Genomic DNA, 20916 nt, shown 5'->3' with positions numbered 1-20916 from the left:
TATAGGCGAAAAAAAATCCCGTACTAACGGGATTTAATATAGATTTTAGGAATGTATTAAGACATTACCTCCTTTACTTTGACCCCGATTTCAGCTGGAGAATCAACTACATGGATTCCATGTTCCCTCATAATTTTCTTTTTGGCCTGAGCGGTATCATCGCTACCTCCAACAATGGCTCCTGCATGTCCCATAGTTCTACCTGCAGGGGCAGTTTCACCGGCTATAAAACCAACAATCGGCTTTTTGCTACCACTTTCCTTATACCATTTTGCGGCATCCGCCTCTAACTGACCACCAATTTCACCGATCATTACCACACATTCCGTTTCAGGGTCATTAATCAGAAGTTCTACAGCTTCCTTGGTCGTTGTTCCAATAATTGGGTCACCTCCAATACCTATGGCCGTTGTAATACCCAAACCTTGTCTTACCACTTGATCAGCAGCCTCATAGGTAAGCGTACCGGACTTAGAAACGATTCCAATATTACCTTTCTTAAATACGAAACCAGGCATGATACCCACTTTGGCCTCGCCTGGGGTAATAACACCAGGACAGTTAGGTCCTATTAGTCTACAATCCTTTCCTTTTATATAATTGGCCGCGATTACCATGTCGGCAACAGGGATGCCCTCTGTAATGGTAATGATGACTTTAATTCCTGCATTGGCAGCTTCCATAATAGCGTCGGCTGCAAATGCTGGCGGAACAAAAATAATCGTAGTATCGGCACCAACCTTTTCAACAGCTTCACTAACGGTGTTGAAAACAGGTTTTCCCAAATGTTCCTGACCTCCTTTTCCCGGGGTAACTCCTCCGACGATATTCGTGCCATATTCAATCATTTGTTGGGCATGAAAAGTACCCTCACTTCCTGTAAATCCTTGTACAATTATTTTGGAATCCTTATTTACTAAAACGCTCATACTGCTGTTTGGTTTTTATTTTTACAAAAATATATGTTTGTCCATGAATACTAAAGTATTCTGCTTCTTATTTGTTCTCTAGTTTTTTTATGATATCAGGAATTTTTTTGATGTAGGCCAACTGCTTTAACTTTTCCCTTGATTCTTCTATGGGAGTGCCAAAATAGCTCTTTTCTCCCTTGACCGATTTCGTAACGCCAGTCTGACCCATAATGACCGCCTTCTTACCAATGGTAATTCCACTATTGGTGCCCACTTGGCCCCACAAGGTTACTTCGTCCTCAATGATGACACAACCTGCTATTCCCGTTTGGGAAGCGATCAAACATTTTTTGCCGATTACAGTATCATGACCTACGTGTACTTGATTGTCCAACTTAGTTCCTTCACCTATTGTCGTATCACCCGTAACTCCCCTATCTATAGTACACAAGGCACCAAGGTCTACATTATCTTTCAACACTACCCTTCCTCCCGACAGCAATTTATCAAACCCTTCGGGCCTATTTTTATAGTAAAATGCATCTGCGCCCAATACGGACCCTGAGTGAATCGTAACCCCATTTCCAATGACACAGTTATCATATATACTCACATTGGCGTGAATAAGACAATTATCACCAATAGTGACATTATTTCCAATAAAAACGTTGGGCTGTATTATGGTGTTCCTTCCTATTTTGGCGGAATTGGAAATCATTCTTGCCGAGGCAACAAAAGGACTGAAATAATGCGTCAATGTATTGAAATCCCTAAATGGATCATCCGAAATTAACAAGGCCTTTCCCTCAGGACAATCAACCTTTTTGTTGATTAGAATTACCGTGGCTTTTGAATTTAGGGCCTTATCATAGTATTTTGGATGGTCCACAAACACAATATCGCCGTTCTCCACCACGTGAATTTCGTTCATACCCAGAACAGGAAAGTCCGAATCACCAACATAGTCAGTTTGGATGATTTCGGAAATCTGTTTAAGTGTGAATGTGGTAGGAAATTTCAAGGAATTGGTATTATTCTTTTACGCGTTCCATATAAGAACCGCTAGATGTGTCGATTTTTATTTTATCCCCCTCGTTGATGAACAAAGGAACATTTACCTCTGCCCCCGTTTCAACCTTGGCAGGCTTTGTGGCATTGGTTGCGGTATTTCCCTTGACACCTGGTTCTGTATAGGTTATTTCCAAAACCACACTGGCAGGCATATCAACGGATAACGGCATACTATCCTCCGTATTGAACATAATCTTTACAATCTCTCCTTCTTTCAAAAGACCGGGAGCATCCAAGGCACTTTCCTGTAGAGTAATTTGATTATAATCCTCCGTATTCATAAAATGATAGGTTTCCCCTTCCGCATATAAAAATTGGTATGATCTGGTTTCCACGCGAACATCCTCTATCTTATGTCCAGCGGAAAAAGTATTGTCCAAAACCTTTCCTGTAGAAACACTTTTCAGCTTTGTCCTCACAAAAGCAGGTCCTTTCCCTGGTTTTACGTGTAAAAACTCAATAATCTTATAGATATCGTTATTATATCTAATACATAATCCTTTTCTAATATCCGATGTAGATGCCATGCTATGATTTACTTAAAATGATGATTTTATGATGAACTACCATGAAAAATTCGATAGATGCGAAATTAAAGTAATTAATTATGACTGAAATATCCTTTCATGATTCCACGTTGTGAATCCCGTATAAATTGAAGGATTTCATCCCTTTCAGGGGTTGCTTCCATTTCGGCTTCCAAAATTTGAACCGCCTGGGTATTGTTGTAATTTTTCTGATATAGAATTCTATATATATTCTGAATCTCCCTAATTTTTTCCGACTGATATCCTCTTCGTCTAAGACCTACGGAATTTATACCTACATAAGAAAGTGGTTCCCTTGCCGCCTTTACATAAGGAGGAACATCTTTTCGTACCAAGGAACCTCCGGTTACAAAAGCATGCTGACCTACAGAAACAAATTGATGTACCGCCACCAAACCGGCCAAAATAACATTGTCACCAATGGTTACATGTCCGGCCAAAGTTGAATTATTTGAAAAAATACAATTGTTCCCTACCAGACAATCGTGGGCAACATGGCAATACGCCATAATAAGGCAGTTCTTGCCAATGACCGTTTTCATACGGTCTGAAGTTCCCTTGTGAATGGTAGCACACTCCCGTATCGTAGTTCCGTTTCCTATAATTACGGTAGTTTCCTCTCCTTTATATTTTAAATCCTGCGGTGGCGCAGAAATGACCGCACCTGGAAAAATATTGCAGTTTTTACCGATTCTTGCACCTTCCATAATCGTGACATTTGAACCGATCCAGGTTCCTTCACCAATTGTTACATTATTATGAATGGTGGTAAAAGGTTCAATGACCACGTTCTTTGCAATTTTGGCCCCTGGATGAACATAGGCGAGCGGTTGATTCATACTACTTTGATTATTTTGATTTTACGATTTGGGCCATCAATTCCGCTTCTGAAACTAATTTATCGTTGGCATAGGCGTAAGCCTGCATATGACAAATACCTCTTCTGATAGGTGAAATTAAATCACATTTAAATATCAAGGTATCCCCGGGAAGAACTTGACGCTTAAACTTTACATTGTCCATTTTCATAAAGAAAGTTAGGTAGTTTTCAGGATCAGGAACAGTACTCAACACCAGAATTCCACCTGTCTGAGCCATAGCCTCCACTTGTAAAACCCCTGGCATAACAGGTGCACCGGGGAAATGACCCACGAAGAATGGCTCGTTCATGGTAACATTCTTTACACCAACGACATGGGTATCTGATAATTCCAAAATTTTATCGACCAATAAAAATGGAGGCCTATGAGGCAACATCTTCATGATTTGAGTAACATCCATTAGAGGAGTTTGACTCAAATCGTATTTGGGCACATTATTTCTTTTCTCCAACTTTATGATTTTGGATAGCTTTTTTGCGAACTGGGTGTTTACGAAATGACCCGGTTTGTTGGCAATGACCTTACCACGAATCCGAGTACCGGCCAAAGCCAAGTCCCCTACAACGTCCAGCAATTTATGACGTGCAGCTTCATTGGGCTGATGTAAGGTAAGGTTGTCCAAAATACCATTGGGTTTTACGGAAAGTTTCTCTTTATTGAAGGCCTTTTCCAACTTCTTCATGGTAGCCTCAGAAATTTCCTTGTCCACATAAACGATGGCATTGTTAAGGTCACCTCCCTTAATGAGTCCGTTTTCCAATAGCATTTCCAGTTCATGTAAAAAACTGAATGTACGTGCCGCTGAAATTTCGTCCTTAAAATCCGATAATTTTTCGAGGGTGGCATTCTGGGTTCCCAAGACCTTGGTTCCAAAATCGACCATTGTGGTCACTTGATATTCATCGGCAGGAATAATGGTAATCTCACTTCCCGTAGCCTCATCCTTATAATTAAGGACATCCTTGACCACATATTCTTCCCGGAAAGATTTTTGCTCAACAATACCGGCGCCTTCAAGGGCTTCTACAAAAAACTTGGCCGAACCATCCATTATAGGTGGCTCCGGAGAATCCAACTCAATAAGTACGTTATCTATTTCCAAACCTACGAGAGCGGCCAAAACATGCTCCGAAGTATGAATCTTAACACCATTCTTTTCTAGATTGGTGCCTCGCTGCGTATTCACCACATAATTGGCATCGGCCTCAATGACCGGTTCACCTTCAAGGTCTACACGCTTAAATTTATAGCCGTGATCTTCGGGTGCAGGAACAAATTTTATGGTTACGTTCTCCCCAGTATGTAGACCAACACCTGTGAGGGATACTTCCTTCGCAATAGTGCGTTGTTTTTCAGTTGTATTCATCGTCAATCCTTATTTTCCAAGTTGTCGATTCTATTGATTATTTTAGGTAAGTTTTTAAAGTGTACATAGGACTTATTAAAGTCTCCATAATTTAAAGCTGGTGAACCCTGTAAAACCTCATTGTCTTTTACGTTTCTTCCAATTCCTGACTGTGCCTGTATGCGTACATTGTTGCCTATTACAATATGTCCTACGATACCGACCTGACCACCGATCATGCAGTGTTTCCCTATCTTGGTAGAACCTGCTACTCCGGTTTGGGCCGCAATCACGGTATGTTCACCAATCTCTACATTATGTGCAATCTGTATTTGATTATCAAGTTTAACGCCTTTTCTTAGTATAGTAGAACCTAAGGTTGCCCTGTCTATCGTAGTTCCAGCACCAACATCTACATTGTCTTCCAGAATGACATTTCCGGTTTGGGGCACTTTGGTGAATTCCCCTTCGGAATTAGGTGTAAAACCAAAACCATCAGCACCGATAATTACACCACTGTGAACAACACAATTGTTCCCAATGATACTTTCCGAATAAATTTTGGCACCTGCAAAAACGACCACATTGTCACCAATTTTTACATTATCACCAATATATACATTAGGATATATCTTAACATTGTGGCCTATGACCACATTACTGCCTATATAGGAAAAGGCTCCAAGGTATAAATCATTTCCAAAGGTGGCTGTTTCCGATTTAAACACTGGCTCCTCAATGCCAATCTTATTGTTTTTAACCTGATTATAATATTCCAATAATTTGGAAAAAGATTTATAGGCATCCTCTACTTTTATAAGTGTTGTCTCCAAATCTTGTTCAGGAACAAAATCCTTGTTTACAATGGTAATAGAAGCCTTTGTCTTGTATATAAATGAAGTATATTTTGGATTTGCCAAAAAGGTCAAAGACCCTTTTTCCCCTTCTTCAATTTTGGCCAATTTATGTACGGATATCTCTGGATTTCCATGGACTTCACCCTCTAATATACCCGCAATTTGACCTGCTGTAAACACCATGGGCACAAATGTAAGAAAAATTGTTATACGGCATCTTTAGGGTAACAGATATAATATTTGGTCACCGTATTAGAGAGTGCGCTTAAATTCAGATGGTCAGAAAGTTTGGCAACATCAACAATTTTACCATTCTTACGAAGAATGTTAATGTTCTGACTCGTTTGGTTATAGGCCCTGTTTTCAATTGCTCCAGTGAAAATAAAATAGGAGATTTCATCATCGGAATTCAGGTTCAGCAATTCCCCTACTTTTTTTCTTTTTTTTGCCAATTTTAACTCATTAACGGGTTCTTTCCTAACCTTAATATGCAAAAGCTTTCTGTCAACTAACATTCTACAAAGTGTGCAGAGTATCTTGTCATCTTCATCTTGCCAATCCTTGACCGCAGAAAGGATATCAACATCATCCAATTTGGAGAATTGATGAAGCACCTTGTTATCAAAATTAGTTTTGTTGATATCGTTCTTCAAAAAAAACAAAAGCGCCCTACTGGCCCTTAACATTGTCCCTTCATTCAATAAGTATCTGGCCCTTTTTAGAATACTGATTAAAATTTGTTCGGCAACGACCCCGGTTTTATGCAGGTACACCTGCCAGTACATAAACCTTCTGGCCATTAAGAATTTTTCAACGGAGTAAATCCCTTTTTCTTCCACAAGCAGATTTCCATCCACAACGTTCAGCATGGTAATAAGTCGATCCGCATTGGTATTCCCTTCAGAAACCCCAGTATAAAAACTATCCCGCTTGAGATAATCCAATCGGTCCATATCGAGCTGACTGGAAACCAACTGATTTAAGAATTTTTTTGGATGCTTGCCCGTAAATATGGCGATGGCTTCGTCTAATTCGCCATGAAAACTGTCGTTCAATACTTTCATGAACTGCAGGGAAATATGCTCATGACTGATACCGTTCACAATACTATGTTCCATGGCATGGGAAAAGGGGCCATGGCCAATGTCGTGCAAAAGAATGGCACCCAACAACCCTTTTTCATCTGTATCCGTTATCTCAATACCTTTGAACCGAAGTACCTGAATTGATTTTTGCATTAAATACATGCTGCCCAAGGCATGATGAAACCTTGTGTGGTGCGCACCTGGATATACCATGTAAGAAAGGCCCATTTGCGAAATTCTGCGCAAACGCTGAAAGTATGGGTGTGCAATCAGATCAAAAATCAAATCGCTGGGAATCCTAATAAATCCGTAAATTGGGTCATTAAATATGGTAAGCTTTTTGGGTTTCATTAAATCCTAGGAAGTTTGATATATTTTTCAAAGTTAGTTAAATGTAACAACACCGCCTTGTTTGAATTATCACTAGGAATCGGGGCAAATGTCAAATGACAAAATCGATTAAAACGATTGAATGAACAAAATAAAAATTCTATGGGTAGATGATGAAGTGGACCTTTTAAAACCACACATTCTCTTCCTTCAAAATAAAAACTACGAAGTTATCACCTGCCAAAGCGGACAGGAGGCTTTGGAAGAACTGGAAAAGACTAGGGTAGATATTGTGTTCCTGGACGAAAACATGCCTGGAATTTCCGGGTTGGAAACCTTGAGCGAAATAAAGGTAATAGACTCCTCTCTCCCGGTTGTGATGATTACCAAGAGTGAAGAGGAGTTTATTATGGAGGAAGCCATAGGTTCCAAGATTGCCGATTATTTGATAAAACCGGTAAATCCCAATCAGATTCTGTTATCCCTTAAAAAAAGTCTGGACCATTCCAGATTGGTTTCGGAAAAAACGACCAGTAGCTACCAACAGGAGTTTCGGAAAATTGCCATGAACATGTCCATGGTCAATTCCTATGAGGAATGGACAGAATTATACAAGAAGTTGATTTACTGGGAGCTTCAACTGGAGCAGATCGAGGATAGCGGTATGTTCGAAATATTAGAATCCCAAAAAGTGGAAGCCAACAACCAATTTGGCAAGTTTGTGGACAAAAATTATGAAGATTGGTTCAACGGTGGTGATGCCCCAATACTATCGCACACCCTTTTTAAAAACTGGATTACCCCTGAAATAAAAGAGGAAAAAACATTGTTGGTCGTTGTAGACAATTTAAGATATGACCAATGGTATTCCTTTGAGGACACGGTAAGCTCCTTTTACAAAAAGACCAAAGAAAAATCGTACTTCAGTATTTTGCCTACAGCCACACAATATGCCCGAAATGCCATTTTCTCTGGACTTACCCCTTTGGATATGGAAAAGAAATATCCAGAATGGTGGAAGAATGATACCGATGACGGAGGTAAAAATCTTTTTGAAGATAAGTTTTTAGGGGAACAGCTAAAAAGATTAGGGTTAGATTTAAAATGGGAATACCACAAAATAAGCAGCCTAAAACAAGGAAAGCATTTATCACAAAATTTTAAATCTCAAAAGGACAATGACCTTACAGTAATCGTTTACAATTTTGTGGATATGCTCTCCCACTCCAAAACGGAGATGGAGGTTATTAAGGAATTGGCTTCCAATGACAAGGCATACCGATCACTTACCCAAAGTTGGTTCAAGAATTCCCCTTTATTGGAAATTATTCAGCAAGCCCAACAATTGGGGATGAAACTGATAATTACCACCGATCATGGCACTATCAATGTTAAATCCCCATCAAAGGTTATTGGGGACCGGGACACCAGCTTAAATTTAAGGTATAAGACCGGGAGAAGTTTAAGTTATGAGGAAAAGGATGTTTTTGCTGCGAGGGATCCCAGTAAAATTTTTCTTCCCAACATCAATGTGAGCAGTTCTTATATTTTTGCCAAGAACGATCTGTTCTTTGCCTACCCCAATAATTACAACCATTACGTGGGCTATTACAGAAATACCTATCAACATGGAGGTGTTTCTTTGGAAGAAATGATTGTGCCTTTTGTAGTTTTGGAGGCAAAATAACTTTGCACTATGGAACTGGTTTATGCCGAAAATGACATTCAAAACGTTGCCAAAATAATACTTGAGAATTCCCATTCAAAATTTTTCGCTTTCTACGCCCCAATGGGGGCTGGAAAAACAACTTTAATCAAAACTTTGGTTAAAGAATTGGGGGGAGTCGACGAAGTTAGCAGTCCCACATTTGGATTGGTCAATGAATATGCCGATCGTGAGGGGAATCTTATCGCCTACCATTTTGATTTTTATCGATTAGAGGACGAGATGGAAGCCTTGGATTTCGGGTTGGAAGATTATTTTAACACCGATGCCTATATTTTTATGGAATGGCCGGAAAAAATCCCCTCTTTACTTCCGGAGAACTTAGTGACTTTAAAAATTGAAATTCTGGATAGTACAACCAGAAGAATTTCAACGATTTAGCAAATTTCACTTACAATTACCTCTGTTCTAAAATAGAATTCACATCGTTTCGTTATGCTTTTTATTGTAATTTTTCGATGAAATACACAGAAATCGATAAAATGCTATTTTTTTACGTTGAAATACACAATTTTAACGTTTAAAAACATTTTTTTTGTCCATTATTTCTTACGTTTGCACTAGAACAAGTGTAGTACTAACTAAAAACCCCTAGTGAAAATGAAAAACAAAAGAACTTTTTTGGCCTCTTTAGCTTTAGGTATTTTTTTATTCGCCATGGCCGCGCCAATTATAACGGTTGATAGCGACCAACAGTTGGGTATCGAGAAAAGAAAAATTAAACATAAAATTTAATTTATTTCTTAAGTTAACATTACAAAGGGTGGATTTTCCACCCTTTTTTTATCGTTTAAAGTTATACTATAAATCTCATTTTCTCGTTAGCACATTATAATATAGCGGAAAAATGGTATCGAGGACAAGAAAAAGGAAAGCTAAAAAGAAAATTTATTTAGAGACAATATTAGTTTTTTTTATAGCCCTTTCTCCCTTCTTATATAAAATTTATGAGTATGTGCCTCTTGATGAAAATGGTGTTGGGCACGTATTTGGTTTCGAAATTTCTACACGAGGATTCGAGGATGCTTCAACCTACTTGTGGTTTCTAACTAGCAAGGTTGTTCCTCTTTACTTACTTGTATTATGGTTTTTAACGGCAAAAAATTGGTGGTATCATATTATTTTGATTCCAATTGCCATGTATGCTTTTCAAATCTTTGAAGTAGCCTTTGTAAATGATGATACTGTTGATACTGCGAATTTATTATGGCTTCTCCCAATTTGTATGATTGTAATTCCCTTTGTTTATTTTATAAGAATCAAGCTATACGACAAATATGTCCATGGAATTGATTTAGAGGCTATGGAAGCTGAACTAGAAGAAATTAAGAAGGAAAATGAATCCCATGGCTTTTCCTCAACAACCTCAAACAAGAAAAGTGAATTGGATGAAGAACTTAAACCTAAATCTATTTCTGAAGAAATAGACCGTAAACTTTCCACTAACAATATTGAACAGGGGCTTAAATTATTTCAGGATAAGCTTCAAAACTGGTTTAACTTTAAGTTTTAAACAGGAACTATTCCAACTTAAAATTGAGGACTTCATTTATCTAAAAATTGTACATTTGGTTTAGGACTAAAAATACTTTTTTTAGAAAATCTTTGTATGAACCAACCAAGCTCACCCTTTAGTAAACAACAACTTATACCACAGGAAGAAACTCTTGAAGTCTTTAAACAAAAGGGAGAACTCTTTATTGGTATTCCCAAGGAAAACCAATATCAGGAAAAGAGAATTTGTCTTACCCCGGATGCAATCAACGCCATCACATCCAACGGACACAGGGTCCTTATCGAATCGGGTGCTGGTGAAGGGGCCAACTTTTCGGACAAGGATTACACCGATGCCGGAGGAGAAATTACAAGGGACACCAAAAAAGTGTTCTCTTGCCCCTTACTTTTAAAAGTGGAGCCCCCCACCCTTTCAGAAATTGCCATGATACACCCACAGACAACGGTAATTTCTGCTTTACAAATAAAAACCCAGGATAAAAGCTATTTTGAGGAATTGGCCAAAAAAAGAATTACGGCCATAGCTTTTGAATATATTCGTGATGAGGACGGTAAATACCCTGCAGTAAGGTCGTTAAGCGAGATTGCAGGAACGGCTTCCGTTTTAATCGCAGCTGAATTAATGGCCGCGACGAATAAAGGAAACGGTTTAATGTTCGGGAACATTAGCGGTGTTCCCCCTGCTGAAGTGGTCATTATTGGTGCCGGAACTGTGGGGGAATATGCGGCACGGTCGGCCATTGGTCTTGGGGCCAACGTTAAGATTTTTGACAATTCCATAACGAGGCTTCGAAATATTCAGACCAATCTTAAACAAACAGTTTATACTTCTACCATTCAACCCAAAAATCTTTTAAAAGCCTTAAAACGATGTGATGTGGCCATTGGTGCTACTCGTGGCAAAGGAAGGTCCCCCGTAATCGTATCAAGTACCATGGTGGAACATATGAAGAAGGGTGCCGTAATCATTGATGTAAGTATAGACACTGGTGGCTGTTTTGAAACCAGCGAAATTACCAACCATAATAAACCCACTATAGAGAAATCCGGTGTGCTTCATTACGGAGTACCCAATATTCCATCACGATACCCCAAAACAGCATCGGTTTCCATCAGTAATATTTTTACCCCTTATCTTTTAAAGATAGGTGAAGATGGAGGATTGGAAAATTCCTTGAGGTTTGACAAAGGCTTACGTAACGGTCTGTACATGTATCATGGTATCCTTACCAATAGGACAGTCGGTGATTGGTTCGACCTATCATATAGCGATATTAATTTTTTAATTTTCTAGAATTACTTGAGCCAACTTTCAGTATCCGTAAGAAACCTATAATTTAGCGGTTTCAATTTTTATCAATTACAATGAGTTTTTTCAAGCGTTTGGGCTTTTATTTGGGCGGATTTTCCATTGGTATCATTTTTTTGGCCTATTTCCTAAGAAAAAAATCGGACGAGACCGGAGTATCCTTTTGTTATTTTCCCAATTGTAGGACCTTAAAGGACATTCGATCCAAGCCCATGTATTATTCGGATAACGTACAACGACAATTGGCAAACAGTGAATTGGATTCCCTGGATATTGTTTTCGTTTTAAATGAAGGGATTGTAGATTTTTCAGAGAGCGATACCAAATCCAATCCCTGCAAAACCTATTTAATCCAAGGGAACCAGAAAGACCAAAAACTAGCGGCTTGGGTAAAAAACTGTCCCGATAAAGCCAGTATTGAATCGGTCACTATTCAATAATTATATTTTCCTACGTTTACGCTCCTTTTTCAGCAAGGAAAGCTCCCTGCTTGTCTGCCCGGCCACCGAGGTATTTTCTTCCGCCCTCCTTATCAAATAAGGCATTACATCCCTTACTGGTCCAAAAGGCAAATATTTGGCTACATTATACCCATGGGCAGCTAGATTAAATGAGATATGGTCGCTCATCCCATAAAGTTGCCCAAACCAAATATTTTCATGGTTATTTTCAACGCCTTTTTCCTTCATTAGTTGCATCAACTTGTAGCAACTGTTTTCATTATGCGTGCCGGAAAAAATGGCCATCGTTTCCAAATTTTCAACCATGTAAGCAATGGTGGTGTCAAAATTATCATCTGTAGCAGCCTTGGATTCACAAATAGGACTGGGATAGCCCTTTTCCTTGGCACGTTCATTCTCTTTTTCCATATATGCACCCCTGACTACTTTAATACCGATTTTAAAACCTTCGGCCAACGCACTTTCGTGCAATTTTTTAAGATATGGCAGCCTATCCCATCTATAGGTTTGTAACGTATTAAAGACTATAGCTTTCTTTTTATTGTACTTGCGCATCATGTCCTCCACCAAACAATCCGCAGCATCCTGCATCCAGCTTTCCTCTCCATCTACCAATAGGGAAACATCCAAGTCGTGTGCCTTTTTACATACTTTATCGAATCTATTGACAACCCTTTGCCATTCTGCCTCCTCTTTTTCGCTCAATTTTTTTCCTTCGCTTATTTTCTGATACAGGGCAAACCGCCCAAAACCGGATGGTTTAAAGACCGCAAAAGGAATAGCATCCTTCTCCTTCACAAAATCTAAAATTTTCAAAATCATCTCCGTCGCATTGTCCAAGGGATCTTCTTCGTCTTTGCCCTCTACAGAGTAATCCAAAACGGAACAAACTCCCTTTTCAAACATTTTATCCACGACCGGCATACAATCCTCCTCATTGACTCCGCCACAGAAATGATCAAAAACCGTTGCCCTTATTAGACCCTCTACGGGAAGGTGTGCCTTTATGGCGAAATTGGTCATTGCCGTTCCGATTTTTACCAAGGGTTCGTTGGCAATCATCTTAAAAAGAAAATAGGCTCTTTCCAGTTCTGAATCGGTTTTGAGAGAAAATGCGGTTGCCGTATTCTCAAAAATAGCATCCATATGCAATCATTTATTTGGGCTTCAAAGATAAACACAGGTTTTCTATTCTATTCATTAAAATAACCCTTATTTTGCGCTCTTAAATTAAAGTTTTTTGGTCTATTCATAATTCCGATTCCATGCAGTCCATTGTATCAGATTCATATGCCGTTCATTTTGAAAATAGAGCATTTGAGGCACTAAATTCCCACTTAAACTCCCAAAATTATTCCACGATTTTTATTTTGGTGGATGAAAACACCCATGAATTGTGCCTTCCTCAATTCATGTCTGAAATTGAAGGTGAGTATACTTTTGAAATCATTGAAATAGAATCGGGTGAAGTCAATAAGACTATAGAAACTTGTGTTGGGGTCTGGGAGGCCTTATCTGAACTTGGTGCCGACCGAAAAAGTCTTATGATCAACCTAGGCGGTGGGGTTCTTACCGACCTTGGTGGATTTGTAGCCTCTACCTTTAAAAGGGGGATTAACTTTATAAACGTTCCCACTACCCTATTGTCCATGGTAGACGCTTCCGTTGGAGGTAAGACCGGCGTGGACTTGGGCCCTTTAAAAAATCAGATTGGGGTAATCAATCAGCCAGAAATGGTTTTGATTGTTTCAGATTTTCTAGAAACGCTGAATGAGCGGCAAATAACAAGTGGTTTTGCTGAAATGCTCAAGCATGGCCTTATTAAAAATGCAGGGTATTGGGAGTCTTTAAAAAAAGTAAGTTCCCTCAACGAAATAAAACATCATATAAGGCCTTCCGTTGCCCTTAAGAACGAGGTGGTATTACAGGACCCCACTGAACAGAATATCAGAAAAATATTAAACTACGGACACACATTAGGGCACGCAATCGAATCCTATTTCTTGGAAAATGAAAGCAAAGAAACCCTATTGCACGGAGAAGCTATCGCCATTGGGATGATTACCGAAGGGTATCTGTCCTACAAACTAACGGGATTAGCCAAGGATGCATTAGTGAATATAAAATCAACCTTTTTGAAATATTACCCAAAAGTGGATTTTACGGATAAGGATATTTTGGATATCCTTGAACTTTTAAAATATGACAAAAAGAATTCCCATGGTAACATCAATTTTGTATTGTTAAAACAGATAGGTGAGACTCAAATAGATGTAACCATTTCATCAGATTTGTTCCATGAGGCCTTCGCATACTACATGGAATAAAAACTTTATATACTAAAACTTTCATTTCACAACTCTTTACAACTACAGAACGATTAAATAATTAGTTTAGGTTCAGGATTTTAAGAATAATCAACTAACCTATTCTATTATGACTAGACGACTCATCGATTACAAAAAATTGGACCATCATCTTGCTTCCTTATTGATTGAAAAATATCCTTATGGCTATGGCGATGAAGACATTATTATCTTTAAAAATGGTAACGGGGATTACGTGGAGGCCGTTGAGCTTAGAACGGAGGACGCACTATATCTTGTGAAAATCAGTAAAAGTCTCTCCAATTTCATTGCCAATTTTGAGGATACCATAGAAAAAGAACTGGAAGGTAAAACACCGGAAAATGTTATGGATAATGAGGAAGAAATCATTCCAGAAATGGAAATGAATTATGAATCCGAAGATCAAGAATATTCGGACCAAGATTAGGTTACTGATATTTATCCAGTAGGATATTGGTATGATGCTTTTGGTGGCCGCTTATAACAAAGCCTAAGCCTGCCACGCTCCAAGGAATACCGCTGGCGATACCCACCCTTTTCAATTGTTCATTGCCAAGATTTTTGAATAAGGTGATGGTAGAATTGCGAACGGCCAAATATTCTTCCAATATATCCTCTTTATTCCTATTAAGGCCATTACTTTCGTCAATATAGGCATCCTGATTAAAGCCAGGAAGTGCAGTTTCGTCCTTTCTGGAAAATCGGAATGCACGATATTGAAAAATACGCTCTGTGTCTATGATATGAATTAAAACTTCTGCAACGCTCCATTTGTTCTCTGCATAGGAGTATCCCATCTTCTCCAAGGGAAGCTCTTTTACATAATCCAAAAACCACTCTTTTCCTTCATGTAGGGCATCCATAAGGTTTACGTCTTCCAATGCATTCAGGTAGGTATTGTAAAAATTGGAATCCCCAAGATTTTGTATTTCTGATTTTCTCATAATTAGTTCACCTAACAAGATTAGTCAAAAAAGCCCAATCTATGATGGATTGGGCTTTCTAATATTATAAAATGAATATTACAACTCATTGAAAATGGTATGCATCAATCTTTTCTTGTCATTGAAACTTTCTTCCAAAGAAATCATGGTTTCGGTTCGACTGATACCATCAATATCATCTATCTTAAAAATAATGTTTTTGGCATGGGTCGTATCCTTTGCCCTAATTTTGCAGAAGATATTGAATTTTCCCGTAGTGATGTGTGCAATGGTTACGTTAGGTATTTGGTTCAAACGTTCCAATACAAATTTGGTCTGGTGCGTTTTTTCAAGAAATATTCCTACATATGCAATAAAGGCATATCCCAGTTTAACATAATCCAAAGTAAGGGAAGAACCCTTTATGATACCGGCTTCTTCCATTTTCTTAACCCTCACATGGACAGTTCCTGCGGAAATTAATAACTTTTTGGCAATATCGGTAAAAGGTGTTCTGGTGTTGTCTATCAACATATCCAGAATTTGATGATCTATTTCGTCTAATTTAACTTTACCCATGGTTGATTAATTTTATGCAAAAGTAAAAAATATTAAAAAGAATTATAAAAAATATTAAGTTTTTGTAACAAAATCGTAATATACTAAAATTTGATATTAGATAATTCGCTTAATACCCCCAGTCCTTAATTTCTTGCGAACGTAACCAATTTGCATCGGTATCAATTAAACAATTTAAGGTTTTATGTCCAAAATACTGACCAGGCTTAAAGCCTTTTTCTAGTAAAGTGGGAATAAAATTTATTTTATCCTTATCCAAAACTTCCTTGTAAAGTATAGAAACACAATCCTTTTCATTTAGAGAATTGTCCAAGACATGTGCATTTTCAACCAAGATGTCAACATATCGCTTATTGTTTTCCGGTATTTTATAATATTGATTCAAGCTAAAGTTGTTGATTTCATCATTGGCAATGGTACGGATAGCCGTGCAAAGCGCATACCATATAAATTCCCTTGTTTTTTCCCTCTGATAATCCTCTTGATAATGACCGGCCTCAAAAAGAATCGTTGGTACTTTCTGCATTTGAAACGTATCCCCAACACAGTTTGGATTAAATGAATCGTCAAATCGACCTACTTGACCGGGTATATAATCCTGTAATTTTTGATTCATTGCAGCGATTATACACATGGCCCTGGTCCTTGATTCTGAATTGTTTCTTTGTCTATCAAAAGCAGGAGCTAAAAAAGATACAGTTGCTGGGTAATTTAAATTACCGACATTAAAAATAGTCCTCTGGTCATGCAAGTTAAAGCAATAATGTGGCGCAAATTTATCAAACGCCTTCCTAAGGATTTTACTCTCAGGCTGTTTTCTTTTTTGGGCATCCCTATTTAGGTCCACTTCGTTAGCATTAAACCTTGTATAATTGAAGGCGCCATCTGGGTTGAGAATTGGAATAATTTTTAAGGTAACCTTGTTCAAGAGTTCTTCGGTACTTGGTGAACTATGCTTTATAAAATTCAGTAAATCCAGTACGGTTTTGGTAGTTGTTGACTCGTTCCCATGCATTTGGGACCACATGAATATACGCTTTGGTCCATGGCCAACGGTAATCCCGTAAATAGGTCTTTTTTTTACCGAGAGACCTAGTATATCCAAATGAAATGATTCATCCAACGTACTTAAAAACTCATAAATATGATCATTGGTAACATACCTTCCAGATACGGAGGTCAATTTAAAATTCAAGTAATCGCTGCTTTTGCCCATACATTTTTAATAACAATGCGAAAATAATACAATATGTGTTATGCTTATATTCTACAAATAGCATATTCGATGTTTAATCACAACTCTAAAAATTTAAATCTAGAGTTTTTCAAAAGACTATGATAAATACAATTTTACTTACTTTGCACCTATGCTAAAAAGGATGTTTTTTGTTTTTGTAACCCTATTGTTACTGGTTTCTTGTTATGAACCAAGTAGAAATTGTCAAGACTTTAAAACTGGGGAGTTTATCTTTAATTATAAAATTGGGGATTCCCTTAAACAAGGTCGTTTTGTTCGTGGTGAAAAATACAGCATAGATTATTACGATAATAAAATTGACAGTGCTTCCATACGATGGATCAACGATTGCGAGTTCGTTTTACAAGATTTAGAAAACAAGGTGGGCATACACTACAAAATCATCAAGACTACAGACAGCTCTTATACCTTTGAATATAAAAATGCGGTTAAAGACCCTAATAGAAAATTTATCGTTAAAACTGGAACTGCGTATCGTGTAAATTAGGGTTTTCATATTCTATGGTGGAATTATATTAACCTTTCAAACCATTTGAAAAACTCTCTTCTTTTTTGAGTTTTATGCTACACGTTCTTTTTCTGATTGAATAACTTATTTAAAAATTACTATTTATATAGTACTCTTGCCTCTGTTAAAATTCCAAATTGACCTTTCTATTTTACGTTAGTGAAAATTCTTGAATTTTAAGCATTATTATTAACCGTAACCACTTATGGTCTATTAACAACTAATTTAATTCCTATATTGAGGTATTCTTAATTTTTATTTAAAATAACCCATAAATAATAATGAAAAAGTCAAACAATAAAAAGCAATCGATAAGCCGTAGAAACTTCGTTAAGAAAAGTGCTATGGCCTCTTCAATCTTCATAGTGCCCAGAAATGTTTTAGGTGGTCCAGGTTTTATCTCGCCTAGTGATCAATTGAATCTTGCGGCTATTGGTTCTGGTGGTAAAGGGTTTAGCGATATCACAAACGCCTCGGTAAATGGTAGGGAACGTGTAGTGGCACTCTGTGATGTTGATTTTTCCGGTTCCGCTTCCAAGGCGGTTGAGTCCTTTCCAAAGGCAAAGCTTTTTGATGATTTCAGGGTTATGCTCGACAAGAAAAAAAATATCGACGCCGTAACGATTTCCACTCCAGATCATGTGCACGGTCCTGCAGCAAAATATGCCATGGAAAGGGGCATCCATGTATATGTCCAGAAACCGATGACCCATAATATTAAAGAGGCTAGAAAACTGACCCAAATGGCCAGGGACAATAAGATTGTAAGCCAGATGGGAAACCAAGGTGGGTCTAACCCTTTATTGGGAATGGTACAAAAATGGATTGATGATGATAAAATTGGAGCTATCAGTAAAGTCCAAATTTGGACGAACCGACCTGTCTGGCCCCAAGGAATACAAATGCCGAAGCCTGATGCTAGCCTAAAACCAAAAGACTTGAATTGGGACCTTTGGCTAGGACCTGCGGAGGATAGACCATATGTTCCCAATCTTCACCCATTTAATTGGCGTGGTTGGTGGGATTTTGGAACAGGTGCCCTTGGGGATGTTGGATGTCATTTGGTGGATATCCCATTTAGGACCTTAAACCTAAAATATCCTACCGCTGCAGAATGCAGTGTTGGTTCTGTATATACTCAAATGTGGACACCAGATTATTACCCAGAGGGATGTCCCCCATCTTCCTTCATCACCTTGAATTTTGATGCTACCGATAAAACTAAATCCCCTATTGAAATGACATGGAGTGATGGTGGTATTCGTCCAGCTCACCCGGATATTATTCCGGCCAATGACGATATAGGTGGGAAAAACAGTGCAAATGGGGTGTTGATCATTGGTGAAAAGGGAATTATTTCCACCAATATCAATGACAGTTCACCTTTAATGCCAAAACTATACTTGAATGACGGTACTACGGAATTTGGACCTGAAGTTGAAGAGAACCTAGAACCTGAATACGGCCATCAACGTAAATGGGTTGACGCCTGTAAGGCTGGTTTTGGTAGTGACGAGCATTTGGCGTTAACTTCTTCCTTTGATTATGCAGGCCCTATGACCGAAACTGTGCTTATGGGCAACTTGGCTATTAGAAGCTATATGCTGCGTAAGGAGAACGAGGAGGGCCAAATGGATTTCTTTGCACGTAAAAAGTTGCTTTGGGATGGTGAAAACATGAGAATCACCAATTTGGAAGAGGCCAATCAATTCGTTGGTAGAAAATATCGCCCGGGTTGGGAAGTTTAAAAAGTCTTATTAAAATAAATTAGTTGGGTCTGTTAAAGGCCACCTCTGGGTTGGCGTTTTTCTGTGCCTCGTACAAACGCTGTTGCTGTTTAACCGTCAAGGTGCTACCATCATGGCTCCAACCTGGAGGTCCAAAAACATACATGAATTTGTGGTAAAGCTTATCGGATTTCTTCATGTCATTCCAAATATCCTTGAATTCATGAGTTAAAATAACCAAAGGATTATAGGAATTAGGAGCATGTATAACCCCAAATTTTACTTCAACGTCATCATCCAACTCCTTCCAGGTACCGAACATTTTATCGAAAATGTTTAAAAAACCTCCATGGTTCTTGTCCAAGTATTCCACGTTCTGTGAATGGTGTACCTGGTGCATGGTGTGCGTGTTGAAAATTTTCTCTATCCATCCCATTTTCGGGACATACTTGCTATGAAGTTGAAATTGCCAAAAGGATTCAATGGCCAAACAAAATATGACCACTTCCACAGGAAAACCTATGGCGGGCATCCACATGTAGAAAAAAGGCTTATAAAGAAGCGTAAACCATCCATTTCGGATTGCAGTTCCTAAATTAAAGTGGTCCGAAGAATGATGAACTATATGGGCGGCCCATAATATCCGTATTTCATGATTAGCCCTATGGAACCAATAATAGGTAAAATCGTCCGCCAGTTGACAAAGTAAAAATATATACCATTCGTAGCCAAAAGACTTGTAACCCATAATGTTGGTCCTTACACCATCAACTAATGGATTAAAAAGCTCATAAGTGAAGTTAAAGACAACTATTAAAACGGTAACCTTTATCAATGGTCCCAAAATCGCCGACCCGATTCCCATAGCTCCACTGGCCATTAAGTCTTTCCATACATAAAGTTCCTTGTCACCATGAGTATGACTGTATGTAAGTTCCAAAAGAATAAAAGCAATGAAACAGGGTACTCCGTAAATCAGGGGGTTTGTAAGATCCATTAATAATTAAATTTCGCCAAATATAGTTATAATAGGTGTCTATGATACAATTAAGGAATAGTAACTGCTTATGAAGCCATAAGAATTTCAGGACTATGTTTTGTTCTGTTTTTTTAGAATCATATTCTGCTCTTTCATTAAACTTTCCAAATTTGATAAAAGCTCAATGTTCTTGGGTGTTTTCACTTCCTTATTTTTTGGATCATCTGACTTTTCCTTAAATCTATTGATGAACTTCAACATAATAAAAATAGTAAAGGCAATAATTCCAAAATCAATTATCACTTCTATAAATTCACCATAACCGATTGCGACTTCCTCCAAGTTTTCTGTCCCTTCCCGTAAAATCCATTTTTTGTTACTAAGATTCACATCATCGGTCATTAGGGATAAAGGTGGCATGACTACTTTTTTGACCAACGTATTTACTACATTGTTAAATGCAGTACCTATGATAATACCGATCGCCATATCGATCATATTGCCCTTGACGGCAAAATCTTTAAATTCCTTTAATAGACTTTTCATCACAACATC

At 38.1% G+C, this 20916-nt stretch carries 23 protein-coding genes; 10 read left to right on the top strand and 13 right to left on the bottom strand.

What is annotated here, in order from left to right; translation table 11 throughout:
• Positions 1–56: 56 nt before the first annotated feature.
• The 7 genes from sucD to CJ263_RS18935 all read right to left on the bottom strand — a co-directional run bounded on the left by sucD (position 57) and on the right by CJ263_RS18935 (position 7049).
• Positions 57–929, bottom strand: coding sequence for a succinate--CoA ligase subunit alpha (sucD, locus tag CJ263_RS18965; protein WP_094998705.1), 873 nt, complete (start codon positions 927–929; stop codon positions 57–59).
• 67 nt (positions 930–996) lie between these two features.
• A complete protein-coding gene (locus CJ263_RS18960; RefSeq protein ID WP_094998704.1) occupies positions 997–1932 on the bottom strand; it encodes a UDP-3-O-(3-hydroxymyristoyl)glucosamine N-acyltransferase in 936 nt (311 codons plus the stop codon).
• Between the two features lie 10 nt (positions 1933–1942).
• A complete protein-coding gene (efp, locus tag CJ263_RS18955) occupies positions 1943–2509 on the bottom strand; it encodes an elongation factor P (RefSeq protein WP_094998703.1) in 567 nt (188 codons plus the stop codon).
• A gap of 74 nt (positions 2510–2583) precedes the next feature.
• Entirely contained in the window at positions 2584–3369 is a 786-nt protein-coding gene (lpxA, locus tag CJ263_RS18950) for an acyl-ACP--UDP-N-acetylglucosamine O-acyltransferase (protein WP_094998702.1), read from the bottom strand.
• Positions 3370–3379: 10 nt separating this feature from the next.
• The gene (locus CJ263_RS18945) at positions 3380–4777 is read right to left on the bottom strand and encodes a bifunctional UDP-3-O-[3-hydroxymyristoyl] N-acetylglucosamine deacetylase/3-hydroxyacyl-ACP dehydratase (RefSeq protein ID WP_094998701.1); all 1398 of its coding nucleotides are present in this window, start codon (positions 4775–4777) and stop codon (positions 3380–3382) included.
• A gap of 2 nt (positions 4778–4779) precedes the next feature.
• Complete coding sequence (gene lpxD, locus CJ263_RS18940; protein WP_094998700.1) at positions 4780–5796, bottom strand: UDP-3-O-(3-hydroxymyristoyl)glucosamine N-acyltransferase; 1017 nt, start codon at positions 5794–5796, stop codon at positions 4780–4782.
• Between the two features lie 23 nt (positions 5797–5819).
• A complete protein-coding gene (locus tag CJ263_RS18935) occupies positions 5820–7049 on the bottom strand; it encodes an HD domain-containing protein (RefSeq protein WP_094998699.1) in 1230 nt (409 codons plus the stop codon).
• Between the two features lie 121 nt (positions 7050–7170).
• Between CJ263_RS18935 and porX the strand changes: the two genes are divergently transcribed.
• The 6 genes from porX (at position 7171) to CJ263_RS18910 (ending at position 12018) form a co-directional block, all read left to right on the top strand.
• Positions 7171–8715: a T9SS response regulator signal transducer PorX gene (porX, locus tag CJ263_RS18930; RefSeq protein WP_094998698.1), complete on the top strand. Its 1545-nt coding sequence runs from the start codon at positions 7171–7173 to the stop codon at positions 8713–8715.
• A 9-nt stretch (positions 8716–8724) separates the two neighbouring features.
• Positions 8725–9135, top strand: a complete 411-nt coding sequence (gene tsaE, locus CJ263_RS18925) for a tRNA (adenosine(37)-N6)-threonylcarbamoyltransferase complex ATPase subunit type 1 TsaE (protein WP_094998697.1) — start codon at positions 8725–8727, stop codon at positions 9133–9135.
• A gap of 219 nt (positions 9136–9354) precedes the next feature.
• A complete protein-coding gene (locus CJ263_RS21370) occupies positions 9355–9489 on the top strand; it encodes a hypothetical protein (protein ID WP_262494256.1) in 135 nt (44 codons plus the stop codon).
• Between the two features lie 112 nt (positions 9490–9601).
• Positions 9602–10267, top strand: coding sequence for a hypothetical protein (locus tag CJ263_RS18920; protein ID WP_094998696.1), 666 nt, complete (start codon positions 9602–9604; stop codon positions 10265–10267).
• A gap of 96 nt (positions 10268–10363) precedes the next feature.
• Positions 10364–11563, top strand: a complete 1200-nt coding sequence (locus CJ263_RS18915; RefSeq protein WP_094998695.1) for an alanine dehydrogenase — start codon at positions 10364–10366, stop codon at positions 11561–11563.
• A 71-nt stretch (positions 11564–11634) separates the two neighbouring features.
• Entirely contained in the window at positions 11635–12018 is a 384-nt protein-coding gene (locus CJ263_RS18910; RefSeq protein WP_094998694.1) for a DUF4258 domain-containing protein, read from the top strand.
• Here CJ263_RS18910 and CJ263_RS18905 read toward each other — a convergent pair whose 3' ends face one another.
• The gene (locus CJ263_RS18905; RefSeq protein ID WP_094998693.1) at positions 12019–13185 is read right to left on the bottom strand and encodes a proline dehydrogenase family protein; all 1167 of its coding nucleotides are present in this window, start codon (positions 13183–13185) and stop codon (positions 12019–12021) included.
• Positions 13186–13304: 119 nt separating this feature from the next.
• On the opposite strand from CJ263_RS18905, the gene aroB reads away from it, so the two are divergent.
• Both aroB and CJ263_RS18895 read left to right on the top strand, forming a co-directional pair.
• On the top strand, positions 13305–14366 hold the full coding sequence (gene aroB, locus CJ263_RS18900) for a 3-dehydroquinate synthase (protein ID WP_094998692.1): 1062 nt from the start codon (positions 13305–13307) through the stop codon (positions 14364–14366).
• Positions 14367–14475: 109 nt separating this feature from the next.
• On the top strand, positions 14476–14814 hold the full coding sequence (locus CJ263_RS18895) for a hypothetical protein (RefSeq protein WP_094998691.1): 339 nt from the start codon (positions 14476–14478) through the stop codon (positions 14812–14814).
• Between the two features lies 1 nt (position 14815).
• Here the strand turns inward: CJ263_RS18895 and CJ263_RS18890 are convergent, their stop codons facing one another.
• The 3 genes from CJ263_RS18890 to CJ263_RS18880 form a co-directional block, all read right to left on the bottom strand.
• Positions 14816–15331 (bottom strand): DinB family protein, encoded by a 516-nt coding sequence (locus tag CJ263_RS18890; protein WP_094998690.1) that lies wholly within the window; start codon positions 15329–15331, stop codon positions 14816–14818.
• 78 nt (positions 15332–15409) lie between these two features.
• Entirely contained in the window at positions 15410–15889 is a 480-nt protein-coding gene (locus tag CJ263_RS18885; protein WP_027066901.1) for an Lrp/AsnC family transcriptional regulator, read from the bottom strand.
• Between the two features lie 109 nt (positions 15890–15998).
• Positions 15999–17105, bottom strand: coding sequence for a M14 family zinc carboxypeptidase (locus CJ263_RS18880; protein ID WP_094998689.1), 1107 nt, complete (start codon positions 17103–17105; stop codon positions 15999–16001).
• Between the two features lie 151 nt (positions 17106–17256).
• Between CJ263_RS18880 and CJ263_RS18875 the strand changes: the two genes are divergently transcribed.
• Together CJ263_RS18875 and CJ263_RS18870 are read left to right on the top strand one after the other, a co-directional pair.
• A complete protein-coding gene (locus CJ263_RS18875) occupies positions 17257–17634 on the top strand; it encodes a hypothetical protein (protein ID WP_094998688.1) in 378 nt (125 codons plus the stop codon).
• Positions 17635–17936: 302 nt separating this feature from the next.
• The gene (locus tag CJ263_RS18870; RefSeq protein WP_094998687.1) at positions 17937–19403 is read left to right on the top strand and encodes a Gfo/Idh/MocA family protein; all 1467 of its coding nucleotides are present in this window, start codon (positions 17937–17939) and stop codon (positions 19401–19403) included.
• Between the two features lie 19 nt (positions 19404–19422).
• Here the strand turns inward: CJ263_RS18870 and CJ263_RS18865 are convergent, their stop codons facing one another.
• The gene (locus tag CJ263_RS18865) at positions 19423–20379 is read right to left on the bottom strand and encodes a sterol desaturase family protein (protein WP_094998686.1); all 957 of its coding nucleotides are present in this window, start codon (positions 20377–20379) and stop codon (positions 19423–19425) included.
• 93 nt (positions 20380–20472) lie between these two features.
• A complete protein-coding gene (gene mscL / locus CJ263_RS18860) occupies positions 20473–20907 on the bottom strand; it encodes a large-conductance mechanosensitive channel protein MscL (RefSeq protein ID WP_094998685.1) in 435 nt (144 codons plus the stop codon).
• Positions 20908–20916 lie beyond the last annotated feature (9 nt).

This window comes from Maribacter cobaltidurans, assembly GCF_002269385.1.
GTDB lineage: Bacteria > Bacteroidota > Bacteroidia > Flavobacteriales > Flavobacteriaceae > Maribacter > Maribacter cobaltidurans.
Note: the sequence above shows the minus strand (reverse complement) of the source record. Positions and strands in the feature narration are given on the sequence as shown.